Origin of the sequence: Kribbella sp. NPDC050459, from assembly GCF_040655315.1 — a bacterium.
Lineage (GTDB): Bacteria > Actinomycetota > Actinomycetes > Propionibacteriales > Kribbellaceae > Kribbella.
Window position 1 is genome coordinate 82,118 of record NZ_JBFAJQ010000006.1, and the last position, 19,544, is coordinate 101,661.

Annotated in this window: 18 protein-coding genes; 11 read left to right on the plus strand and 7 right to left on the minus strand. The window is 69.8% G+C overall.

What is annotated here, in order from left to right; translation table 11 throughout:
• The first annotated feature begins 58 nt into the window (after nucleotides 1-58).
• Entirely contained in the window at nucleotides 59-337 is a 279-nt protein-coding gene (locus tag AB0I12_RS21435) for a muconolactone Delta-isomerase family protein (RefSeq protein WP_359932360.1), read from the plus strand.
• A 28-nt stretch (nucleotides 338-365) separates the two neighbouring features.
• Here AB0I12_RS21435 and AB0I12_RS21440 read toward each other — a convergent pair whose 3' ends face one another.
• Entirely contained in the window at nucleotides 366-1,586 is a 1,221-nt protein-coding gene (locus tag AB0I12_RS21440) for a hypothetical protein (protein WP_359932362.1), read from the minus strand.
• 163 nt (nucleotides 1,587-1,749) lie between these two features.
• On the opposite strand from AB0I12_RS21440, the gene AB0I12_RS21445 reads away from it, so the two are divergent.
• A complete protein-coding gene (locus AB0I12_RS21445) occupies nucleotides 1,750-3,276 on the plus strand; it encodes a UDP-N-acetylglucosamine 1-carboxyvinyltransferase (RefSeq protein ID WP_355688876.1) in 1,527 nt (508 codons plus the stop codon).
• Here the strand turns inward: AB0I12_RS21445 and AB0I12_RS21450 are convergent.
• On the minus strand, nucleotides 3,241-4,110 hold the full coding sequence (locus AB0I12_RS21450; protein ID WP_359932365.1) for an alpha/beta hydrolase: 870 nt from the start codon (nucleotides 4,108-4,110) through the stop codon (nucleotides 3,241-3,243). The genes AB0I12_RS21445 and AB0I12_RS21450 overlap by 36 nt on opposite strands.
• 83 nt (nucleotides 4,111-4,193) lie before the next feature.
• Between AB0I12_RS21450 and AB0I12_RS21455 the strand changes: the two genes are divergently transcribed.
• A complete protein-coding gene (locus AB0I12_RS21455) occupies nucleotides 4,194-4,820 on the plus strand; it encodes a TetR/AcrR family transcriptional regulator (RefSeq protein ID WP_359932368.1) in 627 nt (208 codons plus the stop codon).
• Here the strand turns inward: AB0I12_RS21455 and AB0I12_RS21460 are convergent.
• A complete protein-coding gene (locus tag AB0I12_RS21460) occupies nucleotides 4,760-6,013 on the minus strand; it encodes an MFS transporter (protein WP_359932371.1) in 1,254 nt (417 codons plus the stop codon). The genes AB0I12_RS21455 and AB0I12_RS21460 overlap by 61 nt on opposite strands.
• Nucleotides 6,010-6,549 (minus strand): helix-turn-helix domain-containing protein, encoded by a 540-nt coding sequence (locus AB0I12_RS21465; RefSeq protein WP_359932374.1) that lies wholly within the window; start codon nucleotides 6,547-6,549, stop codon nucleotides 6,010-6,012. Before AB0I12_RS21465 ends, AB0I12_RS21460 begins: the two co-directional genes overlap by 4 nt.
• Nucleotides 6,550-6,622: 73 nt before the next feature.
• On the opposite strand from AB0I12_RS21465, the gene AB0I12_RS21470 reads away from it, so the two are divergent.
• From AB0I12_RS21470 to AB0I12_RS21480, 3 genes are all read left to right on the plus strand, one after another.
• Nucleotides 6,623-7,225: a dihydrofolate reductase family protein gene (locus AB0I12_RS21470; protein WP_359932377.1), complete on the plus strand. Its 603-nt coding sequence runs from the start codon at nucleotides 6,623-6,625 to the stop codon at nucleotides 7,223-7,225.
• A 75-nt stretch (nucleotides 7,226-7,300) separates the two neighbouring features.
• On the plus strand, nucleotides 7,301-7,723 hold the full coding sequence (locus AB0I12_RS21475) for a nuclear transport factor 2 family protein (protein WP_359932380.1): 423 nt from the start codon (nucleotides 7,301-7,303) through the stop codon (nucleotides 7,721-7,723).
• Between the two features lie 47 nt (nucleotides 7,724-7,770).
• The gene (locus tag AB0I12_RS21480) at nucleotides 7,771-9,000 is read left to right on the plus strand and encodes a deoxyguanosinetriphosphate triphosphohydrolase (RefSeq protein ID WP_359932383.1); all 1,230 of its coding nucleotides are present in this window, start codon (nucleotides 7,771-7,773) and stop codon (nucleotides 8,998-9,000) included.
• On the opposite strand, the gene AB0I12_RS21485 is transcribed toward AB0I12_RS21480, so the two are convergent.
• The gene (locus AB0I12_RS21485; RefSeq protein ID WP_359932386.1) at nucleotides 8,962-10,824 is read right to left on the minus strand and encodes a sialidase family protein; all 1,863 of its coding nucleotides are present in this window, start codon (nucleotides 10,822-10,824) and stop codon (nucleotides 8,962-8,964) included. The two genes, AB0I12_RS21480 and AB0I12_RS21485, sit on opposite strands and share 39 nt — an antisense overlap.
• A gap of 98 nt (nucleotides 10,825-10,922) precedes the next feature.
• Here AB0I12_RS21485 and AB0I12_RS21490 point away from each other — a divergent pair, with 98 nt between their 5' ends.
• Nucleotides 10,923-12,164, plus strand: a complete 1,242-nt coding sequence (locus tag AB0I12_RS21490) for an FAD/NAD(P)-binding oxidoreductase (RefSeq protein WP_359932389.1) — start codon at nucleotides 10,923-10,925, stop codon at nucleotides 12,162-12,164.
• Here AB0I12_RS21490 and AB0I12_RS21495 read toward each other — a convergent pair.
• The gene (locus AB0I12_RS21495; RefSeq protein ID WP_359932391.1) at nucleotides 12,161-13,009 is read right to left on the minus strand and encodes a biopolymer transporter Tol; all 849 of its coding nucleotides are present in this window, start codon (nucleotides 13,007-13,009) and stop codon (nucleotides 12,161-12,163) included. The genes AB0I12_RS21490 and AB0I12_RS21495 overlap by 4 nt on opposite strands.
• A gap of 115 nt (nucleotides 13,010-13,124) precedes the next feature.
• Here AB0I12_RS21495 and AB0I12_RS21500 point away from each other — a divergent pair, with 115 nt between their 5' ends.
• The gene (locus AB0I12_RS21500; RefSeq protein WP_359932394.1) at nucleotides 13,125-14,234 is read left to right on the plus strand and encodes an alpha/beta fold hydrolase; all 1,110 of its coding nucleotides are present in this window, start codon (nucleotides 13,125-13,127) and stop codon (nucleotides 14,232-14,234) included.
• A 56-nt stretch (nucleotides 14,235-14,290) separates the two neighbouring features.
• Nucleotides 14,291-16,180, plus strand: a complete 1,890-nt coding sequence (gene dnaG / locus AB0I12_RS21505) for a DNA primase (RefSeq protein WP_359932397.1) — start codon at nucleotides 14,291-14,293, stop codon at nucleotides 16,178-16,180.
• 25 nt (nucleotides 16,181-16,205) lie between these two features.
• On the opposite strand, the gene AB0I12_RS21510 is transcribed toward dnaG, so the two are convergent.
• A complete protein-coding gene (locus AB0I12_RS21510) occupies nucleotides 16,206-16,742 on the minus strand; it encodes a DUF664 domain-containing protein (RefSeq protein WP_359932400.1) in 537 nt (178 codons plus the stop codon).
• Nucleotides 16,743-16,826: 84 nt separating this feature from the next.
• Here AB0I12_RS21510 and AB0I12_RS21515 point away from each other — a divergent pair, with 84 nt between their 5' ends.
• Nucleotides 16,827-18,119 (plus strand): adenylate/guanylate cyclase domain-containing protein, encoded by a 1,293-nt coding sequence (locus AB0I12_RS21515; RefSeq protein WP_359932403.1) that lies wholly within the window; start codon nucleotides 16,827-16,829, stop codon nucleotides 18,117-18,119.
• An 80-nt stretch (nucleotides 18,120-18,199) separates the two neighbouring features.
• Complete coding sequence (locus AB0I12_RS21520; protein WP_359932406.1) at nucleotides 18,200-19,138, plus strand: hypothetical protein; 939 nt, start codon at nucleotides 18,200-18,202, stop codon at nucleotides 19,136-19,138.
• Nucleotides 19,139-19,544 lie beyond the last annotated feature (406 nt).

A 19,544-nucleotide genomic window follows, 5' to 3' on the forward strand; every position in this document is an offset into this window, starting at 1 on the left:
TGACTCCCTCTCCCGCACCAAATCCTCTTGTTTCCAAGGGCCTTGTAGAGTTCTGCGCATGGCCCAATTTGTCGTGCAGCTGCGCTTCGACGTCGCCGAGACCGACCGCCGGATGGAGGTCCGTCCGGCCCACCGCGAGTACCTCGCCGAGCTGAAGGCGGCCGGCAAGCTCGTGGCCGCCGGACCGTTCACCGACCAGACCGGCGCGCTGCTCGTGTACGACGTCGCCGACGAGGCCGAGGTCCGCGACATCCTCGCCAAGGACCCCTACACCCCGGCCGGCGTCTACGAGATCAGCACCCTCGCCGAGTGGCAGCCGCTCTTCCCGTTCAGCTGACGCTGCAGCGAGGCGAGCTGCCCGGCTGTCAGGCCTCGGCGTTTTCCAGGTCGAGGTGGTCGACGTACGCCCAGAGCCAGGCCAGGGGAGCCAGGACGAGCTCGGGTTCGTCGTCCTCGTCGGCGATGAACAGCATCGAGGCCTCGCCGTTGGTCAGGTCCTCGATGACCGCCTCGCACATCTCGAGCGCGACGTCGAACGGCAGCAGCCGCGGCCCGTTCTCCCAGCGCGGCTCGGGCAGCGGGAGCACCGGCGCCTCGTCGGTGCCGCCCAGGTCGACCGAGACCTTCTGCAGCTCCTCGTACAGGTCGAACGAGATCAGCCCGGCGACCGGCCGCCCGTCCAGGCCGACCAGGTACGGATCGTCGGCGCCCTCGCGGAACGCGTCCCGGATGTCCGGCATCGCCGCCTTCAGATCGGTCGCCTCGAGGTACGGCGCCTCGTCCGGCTCGTCGGCCGCCTCCGCCTGGACCAGGCCGCTGCGCATCCGGTCGAACTGGTGCAGCAGGCCGTTCAGCTCGTCGTACGCCCCGCCGCCCGGCGTCTTCTGCGCGCGCGCCTCGAGATCGCGCAGGTGCTCGATCAGCTCGTCCTCGAAGTGCAGCTCGTACCGCGGGAGGCCCGGCTCGTGGCCGGCGTTGATCTGCGCGACCAGCTGCGTCGAGACCGGGCCGATCCGCTCGGCGAGCGCCTCGAGCGGCGTCGTCGGCTTCTCCTCGTCGTCGTGCGCGCAGGAGTCGTCCTCGGTCTTGCCGTCGCCGTCCATCGCGAGCAGCACCTGGAAGGCCTGGAAGGACAGCAGTGCCGCGGTCGCCATCGTCCCGTCGCCGATCAGCATCAGCGGGTTCCCGCCGGCTTCGGTACGGCGCAGGTGGTCCGGCATCAGCGTCGCGGCCTGCTCGACGTTCACCTGGCTGGCCAGCGACGACAGGCCGTGGTCCGCGTCGACGCCGAGCAGCTCGACGAGGCGCTCCGAGCTCATGTCGAAGTTCGAGCGCAGGTAGTACCGCAGCCAGCCGGCGTCCACCGGGTTGCCGAGCAGCTCCGCGATCCGGGCCCGGAAGTCGGCCAGGTCGGCGATCGCGAGCACCACGAGCACCGGCTGGTCGCCGTCGCCGATCACCAGCGGCCTGGTGTCGCCGTTGTGGAACCCGTCGATGACCTGGTGCAAGCTGTCCGCGGCCGCCTCCAGCGGCCATGACTCAGCCTCGAACTCGCTGACCACGCCGGCGGAGGTGTCGTCGGGCATCTGGTGGGTCCTCTCCGGGTGGCGGCGGGAGTTGGGGGTAACTGTAGGCTGCGGGCGTTTCACCAGGTCGCACGGGTCCTGTCCGGTCCTCGAGTGACGTTCGCTACGCTGGCACCGGCGGGTCGATGCAGTGATATCTCATATGTGAGATATGGTCCGGGGCATGACCGATGACTACCTGAGCCGGATCGGAAATCTCATCCGGGACGCCCGCAAGCATCGCGGCTGGACGCAGACGCAGCTCGCGGAAGTGCTGAACACCAGCCAGAGTGCGGTGAACAGGATCGAGAAGGGTCATCAGAACCTCACCCTCGAGATGCTCGCCCGGATCGGCGAAGCACTCGACTCCGAAATTGTCTCTCTCGGCGGCGGCCCGGTCCACCTTCGCGTGGCCGGCGGCCGGCGGCTCTCCGGCGCGATCGACGTCAAGTCGAGCAAGAACGCCGGTGTCGCGCTGCTCTGCGCCTCGCTGCTGAACAAGGGCCGGACGACGCTGCGCAAGGTGGCCCGCATCGAAGAGGTCAACCGCCTGCTCGAGGTGCTGAACTCGATCGGCGTGCGGACCACCTGGCTGAACGACGCCGGCGACCTGGAGATCGTGCCGCCCGCGCACCTCGACCTCGGCTCGATGGACGCCGACGCGGCCCGCCGGACCCGCTCGATCATCATGTTCCTCGGCCCGCTGCTGCACCGCGAGGACGCCTTCGAGCTGCCGTACGCCGGCGGCTGCGACCTCGGCACCCGCACCGTCGAGCCGCACCTGACCGCGCTGCGCCCGTTCGGCCTCGAGGTGAAGGCGACCGGCGGGCAGTACCACGCGCTGGTCAACCGGGCGATCGCGCCGGGCAAGCCGATCGTGCTGACCGAGCGCGGCGACACCGTGACCGAGAACGCGGTGATGGCCGCCGCACGGCACGACGGCGTCACGGTGATCCGCAACGCCAGCCCGAACTACATGGTCCAGGACCTGTGCTTCTACCTGGACCTGCTGGGCGTGCGGATCGACGGGATCGGCACCACCACGCTGACCGTGCACGGCAAGCCCGACATCGACGTGGACGTCGACTACGCGCCGTCGGAGGACCCGATCGAGGCGATGAGCCTGCTCACCGCCGCGATCGTGACGAAGTCCGAGATCACCATCCGGCGGGCGCCGGTGGAGTTCCTCGAGATCGAGCTCGCGCTGCTGGAGGAAATGGGGCTCGACTACCAGCGCAGCGCGGAGTACCTGGCCGAGAACGGTCGCACCCGGCTCGTCGACCTGACCACCCGGCCGTCGAAGTTGCACGCCCCGATCGACAAGATCCACCCGATGCCGTTCCCGGGCCTGAACATCGACAACCTGCCGTTCTTCGCGGTGATCGCGGCGACCGCCACCGGGCAGACGCTGATCCACGACTGGGTGTACGAGAACCGCGCGATCTACCTGACCGACCTGAACAAGCTCGGCGGCCGGGTCAAGCTGCTCGACCCGCACCGGGTGATGGTGGAGGGGCCGACGCACTTCTCCGGCGCCGAGATCATGTGCCCGCCGGCGCTCCGGCCGGCCGTCGTCACGCTGATCGCGATGATGGCCGCGAAGGGCACGTCGGTGCTGCGCAGCGTCTACGTGATCAACCGCGGCTACGAGGACCTCGCCACCCGGCTGAACTCGCTAGGCGCTCAGATCGAGACCTTCAGGGACATCTGAGTCCTGGGCTGAGTCCTGGGCTGAGTCCTGGAGGAAGGCGACCGCCTCGGCGATCACCGCGGGGTCCGAGAGGATCCTGCGGTGGCCGAGGCCGGTCGTCGGCAGGAAGTGCGCCCGCTCGCCGTAGTTGCGGAGCAGCAGGCCGGCCTGCGCCGGGTCCACGACGTCGTCCTCGTCGTTGTGGATCACCAGCAGTTCGGCCTTCCCGGTGGTGACCGAGAACCGGGTCCAGATCCCGCCATCGCCGTCGAAGTAGCCGCGCTCGATCGACCGCCGCAGTTCCCGGTTGATCTTCGGGCCCAGTCCGAGCACGGCGCAGAACGCGTCCGCCAGGTAGCCGAAGTCCGCGATGCCGCTGATCATCACGAGCCGCTTCGCCGCGACGCCCTCCCGGACGGCGTAGAGCGCGAACGGTACGCCGAGCGAGTGGGCGATCACGCCCTCGAACGGCCCGTGGCGTTCCTCCAGCGCGCGGATGATCCGCTGGTGGCCGAGGATCGACGCCACCTCGCCGTCGGAGTCCCCGTGCGCGGGAGCGTCGTACGACACCGGGCTGTAGCCGAGCTCGAGCAGACGCGTGACGAATCCGGCGTACCGCGAGGCGCGGGAGCGCCAGCCGTGGACCAGGAGCACCGGGCGCTGTCCGTCGCCCCACGCGTAGGTCTTCACATTGTCGACAATCTCCACCCGCGCGGCGTCGTGGACCAGCTGCTCGTCCGCGCGGACCCGGCCGCGGGCGAGCGGGCGGCGCCAGAGCTTGAACGCGAGCCGTCCGCCGAGTCGTGGCGACAACACTCCGATTGTCTGCAATCCGACGCTGACCAGCTTCTGCATGGAAACCCCTCCGGAAACTATACGAACGGTCGTATTATTAGTTTCCGTCAGCGTAGCAGTCAATGGACTTAGGATCGGGACTCGTGGAGAAGGTGGACGGACGGTTGGCGCGGGGTGACCAGACGCGTCGTGCTGTTCTGCGTCGTGCGGTCGACATCGCGTCGGTCGACGGACTCGAGGGGCTGTCGATCGGGCGGCTCGCGACCGAGCTCGGGATCAGCAAGAGCGGGCTGTTCGCGCACTTCGGGTCCAAGGAGGAGCTGCAGCTGGCGACCGTCCGGGCCGCGCGCCGGATCTACGCGGACAACGTGGTGGTCCCGGCGTACGAGATCGAGCCCGGGCTCGGGCGGGTCTGGGCGCTGAGCCGGCACTGGCTGGACTACTCGCGCAGCCGCGTGTTCCCGGGCGGCTGTTTCTTCCAGAAGGTCTCGCACGAGTTCTCCGCGCGCGGGGGCGCCGTGCACGAGTACCTCGCCGCCGTCCACCAGGAGTGGATGGATCTGATCGAGACCGCGGTCGCGGAGGCTGTGGAGCGCGGCGAGCTCGCCGACGACCCGGCGCAGCTCGCGTTCGACCTGAACGCGTACTACGAGGCCGCGAACCTCGCCTCGATCCTGCACAACGACGAGAACGGGTACGACCGCGCGCGTCAGGCGGTGCGGATCCGGTTGGCGTCGGCCGTCGTCCCCGGCACGCCGGTGCCCTGGTGAGTCGGGAGGTCGCGGCGCCGACGGATCGGTGACGCGAGCAGGACGAGTCCCGCCAGTGGTACGCCGGCGGTCGTGATCCAGAGTGCCGTTGTCAGGCCGAAGTACTGACCGAGCGTCCCGCCGAGCAGTGCGCCGAGCGGAATGGTGCCGTAGTTGACGAACGCGGTCGTCGCGGTGAGCCGCCCGAACAGATCGGGTGGGCAGTAGGACTGCAGGAAGGTCGCCTTGACGACGTTGCCGCCGACCACACCCAGGCTCACGCCGAACGCGCCGACCAGATAGAACGACGGGCTCCGCGCGCCCAGGGGGATGAGCAGCGCAAGCGTCGGCAGGCCGAGCTCGCAGAGCAGCAGCGCCCGCGCCGTACCGAACCGTAGGGTGTGGCGGCCGACGAACGCGCCGGCGACGCCGCCGCTCGACGCGGCCGCGACCAGCGTGCCGACCGTCGCCGCGGTGAGCCCGGCCTCGCGAACCAGGAAGACGACGACGATCGCCTGATAGCCCATCAGGGCGAGGTTCGAGACCGCGCCGAAGATCGTCAGGGTCCGCAGCCAGACGTCGTGCGCGACGAGTCTGATGCCTTCCCGGATCGCGCCGGCCCGGCGTGGGACGTCCGTGCGACGCTCCCGGAAGCGGATCGCCGCGAGACAGCCGAGGGCGACCAGGAAGCTGGCTGCGTCGACGAGCAACGCGTTTGCCGCCCCGGCGAACTGGACGAGCAGACCGCCGCACCCGAGACCGGCGATCTGCGCGGCCGACGCGCTCCCGTGCAGCTTGGCGTTGCCCTCGGCGTGAGCCGGGGGATCGAGCAGTGTCGGGAGATAGGCGGTGTACGCCGTCTGGAACACGACTCCCGCGGCTCCGACCAGTCCGGCGACGACCAGCAGCAACTGGATCGTCAGCAGCTCGCCCGCCAGCGGTACGGCGGCGAGCAGGAGCCCCGAGACCGCCGAGGACGCGAGCATGACCGGACGCCGCCGTACCCGATCGATCCACGCGCCGGTCGGCAGTCCGATCAGGAGCCACGGCGCCCAGGAGGCCGCGGTCAACAGGCCGACTTCGAAGGTCGTTGCGTCGAGCATCGAAATCGCCACCAGCGGCAGCGCGACCGACGAGGTGGCGCTGCCGAAGCGGTTGATCGTCTCGCCGGCCCAGAACAGCCGGAAGTCGCGATGCGTGCGCAGCAGACTCATGAGCGGCGCGGGAACGACTGCAGCTGGACGATCACGCGCTCCGATCCTTCGGCCGGGGCGGTTTCGGTGTAGCGGTCGATGACGGCCCCGATCTCCTCGTTGAGGTCGTGCAGCTGCTCCGGCGTCAGGCGAAGGTCGCGCCAGTCGGAGAGCCCGGCTGCGTGCTGCCATTCGGCAGGCCAGTCTTCGTCGACGTACGTCCGGACACGGTCGTAGTAGCGCTCGACCAGATCTCGCAGGTACACGTCGAGCGCGCGCCGGGTCTCCGGGTCGTCGAGGAACTCGGCCGGGTCGAGGAAGGTGCGGCCGGGGATGCGCCACCAGCGCTCCCGCTTGGTGCCGCGGTCGGGATCCTCCTCGAGATAGCCGTGCTCGGCGAGCAGCCGCAGGTGCCAGCTGATCGTCCCGGTGTTCTCGCCGAGCCGCGTCGCCAGCTTGCTCGACGTGGCCGGCCCGCCGAGCTCGATCGCCTCCAGGATGCGCATCCGGAGCGGGTGGGCGAGTCCGCGCAGACTCCGGGCATCAATCCGTCGCATGAATGCAGCGTAGTCTCTGCAGAGAAGTCTCTGCAACAAGATTCTGTCGGTGGCCGTCCCTAGGTTGGGCGGTATGCGGCCTCATGTGGTGGCTCAGCTGGCGGTCTCGCTGGACGGGGTGACGTCGGGATTCGACGTCGACCTCGCGCGGTTCTATGCGCTGGCGACGCTGTGGCAGGAGGACGTGACGCTGATCGACGCCGGCGCGATCCTCGCCCAGGAGCACGCCTTGCTCGCGGCTCCGCGGCGCGGGCCCCGCGCGGAGGGTCCGCTGCTCGCGGTGGTTGACGAGCGAGCCCGGATCCGGAGCTGGGAGTTGTTGCGCGAGCTCGGGTACTGGTCCGGCGTCCTCGCGCTGTATGCCGACCAGACGCCGGAGCGCCCGCCGGATGCGACGACGCCCGAGCTGATCACCGGCTACGACCGGGTCGACCTTGCCGAGGCGCTGGACGTCCTCGGTCGCCGCGGGGTGCGGACCGTGCGGGTCGATTCGTCCGGCGTGCTGCTGAGAACCTGCCTGGCGCTCGACCTGGTCGACGAGCTCGCCCTGCTCGTCCATCCGGTGCTGATCGGCGGCGACCGCTGGTACGACACCGGCCGTCTCGACCTGCGTCACGCCGGCACCGAGGTGTTCCGCGACGGCGTCATCTGGACCCGGTACTGCGTTTCTCGCTGACGCCTGGAACTTCGGGCTCGGTCCTGCCGTTAAACTGGGTACACTGTACGAAGTTTCAGCGAGTGAGGAGCGGGATTGACCGAGAACGTGCCGACAACGGGTGGATTCGAGCCGGGCGCGGCGGACGTGGCGAGCGTGCTCGCGTGGTTCGAGCGGTACGACGCGCTGGCCGCCGAGCAGGACTACGAGGGAATGGCCGACGTCGCGCTGTTCCCGCTGAACGAGGTGTCCGACGACGGCAAGGGCAACGGGCGGGCCGAGCAACTCGGCCGGGCGGCGTACGTCGCGCAGATGGCGCAGGTGATGAGCGGCGCCGCCGACGTGCGGCTCGAGACCACGCGGACGCCGCACTTCCTGTCCGCGGACCTGGTGTTCGTGATCAGCGACGGCACGATGACGTACCAGGGCCACACCCAGCCGATCCGCTACGGCGACCTGCTCGTGAAGGTCGCCGGCGAGTGGAAGTTCCAGACGATGGTTCAGGGCGGTTGGGGCTGACGCGGTCCGGCCCCGACTGTCGGTGGGCGCCGCTACTGTGAGCGGTGATGAGGAAGCAGCACGAGTGGTACGACGAGCATGATGCCGAGCGATGGGTCGCCGAGCCGGTCAAGAGGCCGGGACGGACGGCCTTCGCTCGTGATCGCGCGCGGGTGCTGCACAGTGCGGCACTCCGCCGGCTGGCGGCCAAGACGCAGGTCGTGACGGCAGGCAGCGACGACTTCGTCCGGAACCGGTTGACGCACAGCCTCGAGGTCGCGCAGATCGGCCGTGAGCTGGCGGCGACGCTCGGCTGCGATCCGGACATCGTGGACGCCGCCTGCCTGTCGCACGACCTCGGCCATCCGCCGTTCGGGCACAACGGCGAGCGTGCGCTGGACCAGGTCGCCGCGGACATCGGCGGCTTCGAGGGCAACGCGCAAACGCTGCGGCTGCTGACCCGGCTGGAGTCGAAGACGTTCGACGCCGAAGGCCGCAGCGTCGGGCTCAACCTGAGCCGGGCGACCCTCGACGCCGCCACGAAGTACCCGTGGCCGCGGCGGGCCGGCGAGCGCAAGTTCGGGGTGTACGACGACGATCTCGCGGTCTTCACCTGGTTGCGTCCGGGCGTGGGGGAGCGGCGTTGCCTGGAGGCGCAGGTGATGGACTTCGCCGACGACGTGGCGTATTCGGTGCACGACGTCGAGGACGGCATCGTCGCGCACCACATCGATCTTGCCGCGGTCGACGCGGAGCCGGCGCCGTACTGGGAGACGGTCCGGCAGATGTACTTGCCGGAGGCAACCGATGCCGAGCTGGACGAGGGCTGGGCGCGGCTGAAGTCGTTGCACTACTGGCCCGGGGCGGCGTTCGACGACAGCCGGCGGGCGCTGGGCGGGCTGAAGGACCTCACCAGTCAGCTGATCGGTCGGTTCGCCACCGCGGCCGAGCAGGCGACCCATGCCGTCTTCGGCCGCTCCGGGCTGATCCGCTACGAGGCCGATCTGGTTGTCCCGGACGGCGTCCGTACCGAGATCGGGCTGCTGAAGGGCGTCGGCATGTTCCACGTCCTCAACTCCCCGGAACGCCAGGCCCGCCGCGCCACCCAGCGCGAACTCCTCACCGAGCTCGTGGAAGCCCTGTGGAAAACGGCGCCGCGGCACCTGGACGCGCCGTTCCGGTCCGACTTCGCGGAGGCGGCCGACGACAACGCCCGCCTCCGCGTCGTCATCGACCAGGTCGCCTCCCTCACCGACCCCTCAGCCCAGGCCTGGCACGCCCACCTCGTCGAACGGTAGGTCGAGTCCCAGCCGGTTGTCGCTGGGCTTGTTGGTCAGGCGGATCTGTGTGAGCTCCGCGTCCGACAGCGCCCGGCGGTAGACCCGGAGCTCGTCGAGGGTGCCGTGGAACCGGTTGGCGCCGTCGACGCGCTGGCCGACGTGGATGCCCTGGACGCCGAACTCCTTGCCCGCCGTGACCGAGCCGGCCGGTGCCGTCGCCGAGCCCACCTCGGCGCCGTCGATCACCAGCCGCAGTTTCCCGCCGGCCCGTTGCAGGACGACGTGATGCCACTGGTCGTCGTTGTACGCCGACGCGGACTGCACCGTCACGTTGAACCGATCGACCGACAACAGCGCGCGGATCCGCTTGCTCTCCGGCTCCGCCCGCAACCACACCTGCGGCGTACTGCCCGAGCCGGTCCGGTACGCCCAGAGGATCGCGTGCGAACCGGTCGTCGCGCTGTACCGGATCCACGTCATCAGCGTGAAGTCGTCTGCGCCGAGATCGATCGACCGGTCGTACGGCACTTCGACATAGTCGTCGACGCCGTCCAGCGCGAGCCCGTTCCCGAACTTGCCGGCGGCAACAGTCGCGCCGCCGCGCACGTACGCCGGGTTGTGCGCCGGGCCGGTGTCAGGCGTCAACGGCCCCGGTGCGGGCGGACCGGGGATCCCCGGCGGCGTCCCGTTCGGCGTCGACAGGTAGGCCTCGTTGAAGCGCGCCCAGCGGATCGATTCGTACGGGTTCGCGACGCCGGCCTCGTACAGCAGCCCGGCCTGATCTCCGTCGAGCCGGACCATGTCCGAGTACGCCGACGGGCCCCAGTAGAAGACCTTGCCCTGCTCCCAGGTGCCGAACGATCGCGCCTCGTCGTACGACGACCGCACGGTCATCACCTCGCGCGCGGCCGGATGGGCCGGCGCCGAGAACAGGATCCGGTGCGTGCCGAACCGCAGCAGCGATCCTTGGACGTCGGGCATCGCCAACCGGGGGATCGTCCGGAACGGCGCGTCGAAGCTCGCGCCGCCGTCGCTGCTGATCGCGTACGCGCGGTTGCCGGGATCGGTGCCGCGTTCCCGCGCCAGCGCGTAGATCTGCCCGTTGTTTCGCTCGACGACAGTGACCTCCTGCGCGATCACCGTCCCGTCGTCGCGGGACGTCGCCGCCCCGATGTGCCAGGTCTCGCCGGCGTCGTCGGAGTACAGCAGGTGGGTGCCGTAGACATGCGGCCCCACGCCGTCGTAGGTCTCGAAGTTCGCGCCGACGATCAGCCGGCCGGCGTGTGGGCCGTGCTGGAGCTGGATGCCGTGCATCGGGCCGGTGGCGTACCAGAAGTTCCAGCTCGGCAGCTTCGCGTCGGTCAGTTCGCGAGCAGCGGTCCAGGTCGCGCCGAAGTCGTCGCTGGTCTGGACGTACGGGTCGCGGTCGCAGCCGTTCGTGCAGGGCTCCGGACCGTTGTGCGTCGACACGAGGACGATCCGGCCCGTCTGATTGTCAACAATCGGCACGGGGTTGCCGTGCGTGCTGCCGTTGCCGTCGGACACCACCTGCAACGGGCCCCACGTCCTGCCGCCGTCGGTCGACCGGCGCAGCACGATGTCGATGTCGCCGTCGTCGCCGCAGTCCGCGACGCGACCCTCGGCGAACGCGAGAACGTCGCCGTTCGTCGCGTGCACGACGGCCGGGATCCGGAAGCACGAGTAGCCCTCGGTCTTCTGCTGGAACAGCACCTTGTCCTCGACGAAGGGGGCGGCTTCGCCGGCGTGAGCGGTAGGGGCGGTGAGGCTGCTGAACAGCAGCAGGGCGGCGGCCGCGAGACGGGCCGGTGTGAGTACGCGCATGGCTCTCCCAAGGAGGACATAGGACGTATTATGTCCGCGCAAAGCTAGCGACTCGCGGGGACCGCGGCAAGGGGTCGGCGAGGACTAAGGTTCGTTGCATGGCTGATGCAGAGCAGATCGTGATCGTCGGTGCGAGTCTTGCGGGGGCGACCGCCGCCGAGACCCTTCGGAAGGACGGCTGGAGCGGCGCCGTCGTGCTGATCGGCAGCGAGCAGTCGCTGCCCTACGAGCGACCCCCGTTGTCGAAGGGCGTCCTGCTCGGCAAGGACGAAACCTCGTCCGCCCAGCTGCACGACCAGCAGTGGTACGACGACAACAACATCGACCTCCGCCTCGGGACCACGGCCACCGCGATCGACCCGGCTGCGCACACGGTCACGCTCGACGACGGCTCACAGGTGCCGTACACGAAGCTCCTGATCGCGACGGGCAGTCGTGTGCGCACACTCGACGTCCCGGGCGCGGAGCTGCCGGGTGTGCACTACCTGCGGACGGCCGAGGAGGCGCAGGCGCTGACCGATGCGTATGCCGCGAAGCCGCGCGTCGTCGTGGTCGGCGCGGGCTGGATCGGCCTCGAGGCGGCGTCGGCGGCCCGCGAGCGCGGCTGCGAGGTGACGGTCGTCGAGCCGCAGTCCACCGCGCTGGCGTCGGTGCTCGGCGAGGAGGTCGGTGAGCTGTTCGCCGAGTTCCACCGGCAGCACGGCGTGCAGTTCCGCTTCGGCACCGGCGTGGACGGCTTCGAGGGGACCGACAAGGTCACCGGGGTGCGGGTGAGCGGCGGTGAGGTGATTCCGGCGGACCTGGTGGTGGTCGGGGTCGGCGTCCAGCCGAACACCGAGCTCGCCGAGGAGGCCGGCATCGAGGTCGCGACCCGCGACAACGGCTCGGGCATCGTCACCGGCGCGGACCTGCAGACCTCGGTCGCCGACGTGTACGCCGCCGGCGACGTGGTCCGCTGGGACCACCCGCTGTTCGGCCGGTTCGTCCGGGTCGAGCACTGGCAGAACGCGAAGGACACCGGCGCGTCGGCCGCCAAGGCGATGCTCGGTCAGGACGTGGCGCACGACGCGATCCCGTTCTTCTTCACCGACCAGTTCGACCTCGGGATGGAGTACGCCGGGGAGGTGCCGCGCGGCACGTCGTACCAGGTCGTCCTGCGCGGCGACCCGAAGTCCGGCGCCTACGTCGCGTTCTGGCTCTCCGACGACCACCACGTGCTGGCCGGCATGCACGTCAACACGTGGGGCGCCATCGACGCGGTGCAGAGCCTGATCCGCTCCGGCAAGCAGGTCGACCCGGCCCGTCTGGCCGACACCTCGGTGGACCTCGCCGACGTCTAGAGCGGGTAGGTGACGTAGGCGAACGACGCACTGTCCGGCGACCAGCTCGGCACGTTCATCGTGCCCTGGCCGCCGAACAGGCTCGTCAGCTCGCGGACCTCGCCGTCCCTGGTCAGGAGCCGCAGCCGTACGTCGTCGATGTCGGCGGGATGGCCTTCGGTGCCGGGCGGGAAGCTGACGTACGCGATCGCCGACCCGTCCGGCGCCGGGTGCGGGAACCAGTTGACCCGCTCGTCGTCGGTCAGCTGCTCCGCGTGCCCGTCGGCGACCCGGATCCGGAACAGTTGCGCGTGCCCGGCGCGCTCGGAGTTGAAGTAGATCCAGTCGCCGTCCGGCCCGTACTCCGAGCCGTCGTCGGCGAACTCGTCGTCGGTCACCTGGACATCCGCGCCGCCCGCGCTCGGAATCGTCCAGACGTTGGTGATCCGCCGCTCGCCGACCCATTCCAGCCCGATGTACGCGAGCGTCGTACCGTCCGGCGAGACCCCGTGCAGGTAGTGGTGGAACCCCTGCCCCCGATCGTTGGTCACCCGCCGGCCGGCTCCGCCCCCGATCGGCACGGCGTAGAGGTGCCCGTCGCTCGCGGACACGTACACGGTGCGCCCGTCCGGACTCACCACGTGGTCGTTGTTGATCGCCGGCACGCCGCCGAGCTCGATCTCCTCGAGTCCGTCGCCGACGCGGAAGAGCCGCCCGTCGCCGTTGACGATCAGCTGCCCGTCAGGCGTCCAGTTGGGCGCTTCGAACAGCATGGTGCCGGAGCTGTGGACGAGCCGATGCTCGCCCGAGGTCACATCGACGACGTAGAGCTCGGCGCGCTGACCTGGTCGCAGGGTGCGTGGCATGACAACCAACCTATGGCACCGAACGGCAGCCGCAGAGGACTGTCCAGCACGGGACCTCCGGCCCTGCTCTGCCGGAAGCCCGCTTCGTACGGTGACTCCGAAGAGGTGGGTGCTGGTGGCAACGAAGACGGCAACGCCGCGGCCGGTGGGGGTCCGTACCGAGCCGGTGCTGTCCGCCGTCCTCGCGCTCGTGGCCGGCACGGTGAGCCTCTCCGTCGGCATCGGACTCGGGCTGCCGCATCTCACGGCAGGCTCTGCAGTCGGCGCGGTCATCGGGCTGGTCGCGTTGGTGGCCGGGCTGTTGCTGACCGGGTTCGCCGCAGTCGTTCTGGTACGGCGGGTGCGTGGCTGGTGGCGGCTCCTCGTCGTACCGGCGTTGTTGGTGTTTACGCTCGTTGCCGTCATGTCGGTCGGGCAGGCCGTCGCGGCGACGCAGGTGCCCCGGAGCACGGTCGGGGCGACGACGCCGGGTCATTGGGGACTGAGCTACACCGATGCAACGTTCGAGACCAGCGACGGCGTCAAGCTGTCGGGCTGGTACATCCCTTCGACCAACGGTGCCGCGGTCGCCGTACTCCACGGTGCCGGATCCACCCGCTCGGACGCGCTCGGCCAAGCCGCCGTGCTGGCGCGGCATGGATACGGCGTCCTGCTCTTCGACGCCCGTGGCCACGGACGGAGCGCGGGCCGGGCGATGGACTTCGGCTGGTACGGCGACGAGGACGTCGGCGCGGCCGTGTCCTATCTACAGAGCAGGCCGGACGTCCGCTCCCGGATCGGCGCGCTCGGGCTGTCGATGGGCGGAGAGGAAGCGATCGGCGCGGCCGCCGCGGACACGCGGATCGGCGCCGTCGTCGCCGAGGGCGCGACCAACCGCGGTACCGCGGACCGTGCGTGGCTCTCGGACCAGTACGGCTGGCGGGGGACGTTGCAGGAAGGCATCGAGTGGCTGACCTACGGCGTGACCGACCTGCTGACGCCGGCCGACCAGCCGATCTCGCTGCGCGACGCCGCCGCGGCGGCCGCGCCACGCCCGATCCTGCTCATCGCGGGAGGCGCGCTGCCCGACGAGGAGTACGCCGGCCGGTACATCGGGGCCGGCTCACCCGGTTCCGTCCAGCTGTGGGTCGTACCTGAGGCGGGGCACACCGCGGGACTGCAGGTCGCGCCCGCGGAATGGGAGCAGCGAGTGATCGCCTTCCTCGACTCGGCCCTGCTCGGTTAGGACCCGTTCGTCGTCCCGCGGGCGTGTTTGCTTGCCGATGATCGTAGACTCACGGCGTGGCAGGCCGGATCAAGGAAGAGGACATCGCGCTGGTGCGCGAGCGAGCCCGGATCGACGACGTCGTCGGCTCGTACGTGACCTTGAAGAACGCCGGCGGGGGCAACCTGAAGGGCCTCTGCCCGTTCCATGACGAGAAGTCGCCGTCGTTCAACGTCACGCCGTCCCGTGGCTTCTTCTACTGCTTCGGCTGCCAAGAGGGCGGCGACGTCATCGACTTCATCCAGAAGGTCGACCAGATCACGTTCTCCGAAGCGGTCGAGACGCTGGCCTCCAAGGTCGGCATCCAGCTGCGCTACGAGGACTCCGGCGCGCCGGTGCAGCGCGGCCCGGGGAACCAGCGGCCGCGGCTCGTCGAGGCGCACAAGGTCGCGGCCGAGTTCTACGTCGACCAGCTGTTCGGCGCCGCCGAGGCCTCCCTCGGGCGGCAGTTCCTGGACCAGCGCGGCTTCGACAAGGACGCGGCCGTGCGGTTCGGGGTCGGGTTCTCGCCGCGCGGCGGCGAGGCGCTGGTCAGCCACCTGCGCGGTCGCGGTTTCACGAACGCCGAGCTGGTCGCGTCCGGCCTGGCCGCCGACGGGCAGCGCGGGCTGTACGACCGGTTCCGCGGCCGGCTGATGTGGCCGATCCGGGACGCGTCGTCCGACGTGATCGGGTTCGGCGCGCGCCGGCTGTTCGACGACGACCGGATCGAAGCGAAGTACCTGAACACCCCCGAGACGCCGATCTACAAGAAGTCCAAGGTCCTGTACGGCGTGGACCTGGCCCGCCGCGAGATCGCGAAGGGCCGCCAGGCCGTCGTCGTCGAGGGCTACACCGACGTGATGGCGTGTCACCTCGCGGGCGTACAGACCGCGGTCGCCACCTGCGGCACGTCGTTCGGCGACGACCACGCGCGGGTGCTGCGGCAGCTGCTGCTGGACCACGACCAGTTCCGCGGCGAGGTGATCTTCACCTTCGACGGTGACGCGGCCGGCCAGCGTGCCGCGCTGAAGGCCTTCGAGGGCGACCAGGCGTTCGCCGCCCAGACGTACGTCGCGGTCGAACCGGACGGTCTGGACCCCTGCGACCTCCGCCTCGAGAAGGGCGACGCCGCGGTGCGCGAGCTGATCGGCCGCCGGGTGCCGCTGTACCGCTTCGTCCTCACCAACATCCTGTCCCGCTACGACCTCGACCGGGCCGACAGCCGGATCGACGCGTTGCGCGAGGCGGCGCCGCTGGTCGCTCGCATCCGCGACAAGTCGAAGGTGACGTCCTTCTCGCTGGAGCTGGCCGGGCGGCTCGGCATGGACGAGGAGCAGGTCCGCGCGGAGGTGTACCGCGCAGCGTCCAAGGCCGGGGCGCCGGGGCAGGCGGCCGGCAACCAGCCGCCCGTCGCGCAGCAGGTCGTCAGGAACGACGTTCCGTCGCCGCGGGACCAGCGGTTCGTGATCGAGTGGGACGTGCTGAAGGTCGCGATGCAGTACCCGGCGCTGGTCGGGGTCGCGTTCGACGAGCTCGACGACCACGACTTCACCCACCCGTGGCTGGCGGCGATCCGGGCCGCGATGGCGAAGACCGGCGGCCCGTCCGCCGCGCCGCCCGGCGAGGCCTGGGTGGTAGCCGTCCGCGACGCAGTCGGAAACGACCCCGCGGCCGCCGTCGTCGGCGCGCTCGCCGTGGACCCCCTCCGGCTCGGCCGCGAGCCCGACGAGCCGTACGCACTCGCGTTGCTGGCACGGCTGCAGGAGCTGACCTGCGCACGCCGCATCCTCGACCTGAAGTCCAAGCTCCAGAGGACGAACCCGATCGACCGCCCCGACGAGTACAACCGCATGTTCGGCGAACTCATCGCCCTCGAGGCCTACAAGGCCGAACTCCGCAACCGAGCCATCTCCGGCGCCATCTAGCTGGCGGCGGGCGCGGGCGCTGCCGTCAGGCAGGATCGTTTCCCGTCAGGCCGTCGACCGCCTCACGCAGGATGTCGGCGTGGCCGGTGTGCTTCAGGTACTCCTCGAGGAGGTCGAAGGCGATCATCCGCCGGTTTGCCGACCACGCCGGGTCCGGATCCTCGACGACCACCTCCAGCCCGCCGTCGGCGCTCAGCACCTGCCACGCGGCACGCGAGCGCGCGGCCGCGCCGTACCAGAGGGCATACAACTCCTCCGGATCGTCAGCGACCGCGGATTCCCAGCCCCACCGATCGTTCTCGACCCAGCTCCTGGTGTCCCACGGGGCCGCCAGCGGCTGCGAGGCTGCCCGCGCCGTGAACCCGTCCTCGACGAACGCCATGTGCTTGATCAACCCGGCCAACGTCATCGCCGACGGCGGATGCGTCTGCCGCAACTGCTCAGCCCCCAGCCCACCGGTCTTCCAGGCGAACTGCTGCCGCACCCGATCCAACGCGAACTGCAACATCTCGACCTCCCCACCCCGCGGCGAAGCCTCGTACGGCAGATCCCTCCACTCCATGACCACTCCTTCGTCAGGCCCCAGCATGCCGTGGAAGCGGCTTCGGAGGATGTCGACGGCGGTTTGCGAGCCTACGCTGCTGAGGTGACCGGTTCCTGGCTCCAGGCTGGCGTCCGCGGGCGTGGCCCTGGGCGGACCGGTGTCCGCTGGCTGGAGCGACTGGCCGACCTCGGCGCGCGGCCGGAGGACACGCACGACGAGCGCCTCCGCCAAGGCACGCTCATCTTCTCGTCGCTGCTGATCACCGTGATCTCCACGATCTGGGTCACGACCTACCTCGCGTACGGCGACCCGGTCTCGGCCGCGATCCCTGCCCTCTACCAGCTGGTCACGATCGTCGGGCTGGCGGTTCTGGCGCGCACGCGACGGTTCGCGATCTTCCGCACCACGCAACTGCTCGCGTTCCTCATCCTGCCGGCCCTGCTGCAAGTCTCACTCGGCGGCTTCGTCGCCTCGAGCGCGATGATCCTCTGGGCAGTCTTCACCCCGCTGGCCGCGCTCGCGCTGCTCGGCATCCGGCGCTCCGTACCGTGGCTGATCGCGTTCCTGATCGAGCTGTTCATCCTCGGCCTCGTCGACTCCAGGCTTGCGGAGTCGCCGTCGGAACTGCCGTCCGGTTTCGTGGTCACGTTCCTGGTGATGAACGTCGCGGGGACGATGGTGAGTGCGTACGTCATGCTCAGCTACTTCGTCGAGCAACGCGAGCGCGCCCACCGAGCCCTCGAGGCGGAACGGGAACGCTCGGAACACCTGCTGCTGAACGTCCTCCCGGAGCCGATCGCCGAGCGCCTCAAAACCGAGCCAGGAGTGATCGCCGAACACTACGACTCGGTCAGCGTGCTGTTCGCCGACCTGGTCGGCTTCACGGCCCACTCAGCGGTGATGGCCGCGGCCGACGTGGTAACGCTTCTGGATCAGGTCTTCTCCGCTTTCGACCGAATCGCCGACGCCGAGGGCGTCGAGAAGATCAAGACGATCGGCGACGCGTACATGCTGGTCGGCGGCCTTCCGAACCCGCGGCCCGACCACCTGGCCGCAGTCGCCCGCACGGCCCTCGCACTCCGCGACGAGGTAATCCGCCTCGCCGCACAACCCGGCCAAGAATGGCTGGCGATCCGCATCGGCATCGACTCGGGCCCTGTCGTGGCCGGCGTGATCGGCCGCCGCAAGTTCATCTACGACCTCTGGGGCGACACCGTCAACACCGCCAGCCGCATGGAGTCCCACGGCCAGGCAGGGGCCATCCAACTCACCGCCCGAGCCGCCGCGGCGTTAGGCCCCGACTTCACTACGCATCCCCGAGGCACCATCGAAGTCAAAGGCAAAGGCCCCATGCAAACTTTCCTCCTCGACCGCCCGAACCCGCGGATCGCGTAACTTTCCGGGTCTGGTGAGTATCACAGTGGGCAGGACTGCTACTGCGACTCGAAGGGCTGGGTGGGGGAGCGATGGGCAACATGCCGAAACGACTCGGGACTGCGGGGCGGATGACGGCCGCCGCCGTGCTGGTGACAGGGCTGCTGGCAGCGGCTCCGGGCGGGGCGGCGGCCGGCGGGGCGACCGCCACCGCGGCCTGCAAAGTCGAGCCGGGGTCGGTGACCGCCGCCGGCGATCACACCCACTGGGTGATCACGGCCGGTTCGCCGCCGACGGTGCAGGAGAGACCCCGGTACACCAACCTCTTTCCCGAGGGCCTGCCGAGGCTGAGCACCGTGTTCTTCAACGACCCTGACGTCCCCGGTTTCGGCGGCGCGTACGCCGGTCATGTGGTGATCGGCTCCGGGCTGTACGACAGCACCTACTTCCTCACCGAGTCCGGCGAGGTCGACCGGACACAGGCGCACAACTTCCGCGTCGGCGGCGGCTGGGGAGACGCCACCTTCCTCGAGACGAGCTACCCGCACGACACGAACCCCTGGGCCTTGGTCAACCACTACGCACTGCGCTCCAACGGCACACTTACCCGCTGGGACAGCAAGGGCGGCTTCGGCTGGACCAACCCGCAGTCCGCGCCCGGTTTCTCGGCCGTCAAGACGATGGCGCTCATCAGCCAGACCGCGACGTACGACACTTTCCTGGCCACCACCCGCGGCGGCGCCCTCTACACGATCAGGCTCCCTCTGACCTCGCCGATGAAGCCGGTCGTGAAGATGGTCCGCAGCTCCACCTGGCAGGCCTTCGACGCGCTGATCGCCGAGAAGTGCGGTCAGTACGGCACCCTGCTCCTCGGCATCGACAAGGACACCCGATCCGGCTACCTGTACGCCATCGGCCACGCAAACGGCCCTGCCACAGTCATCCAAGGCCTGGGCAAGGTGCCGGCCACCTTCGCCGACCCCACCTACTTCCGCCACACAGCCGAACCCGGCACCGCTCCACTCCTCTTCGGAGAGTGACCAACACACCGGCGGCCGCCACGGTGCCCTCGGGATTCCGGCCATGAGTGCCAGCGGCGCGGCGACGAAGACCGCGACGAAGTAGGCGAGGAGCTGCGCGCCGTTGTCCTGCATCCAGCGTTTGTTCACGGGGAGGTCCAGCGACAGGCCGATCCAGTGGCGTACCGGCCTCGCAGCCGCAACCACTCCTTGCCCAGCTTGGAGCCGGCGTGGAACTGCAGTCCTGCGCATCGATGTCAACGGGGCCAGAACCCTTCAAGGGTTGACTTTGCGCCCTCCTTGCGTAGGGTCCGAAGTGGGGTGGGTAGCTGTTGCGCGGTGTTGGGGGGTCGGACTGTTCGGCTGCACACTGCAGGCTTTCTACGCGTAGGCCGTGCCCGCCCTTCCGCCTGGCCTTGGTCGCTGG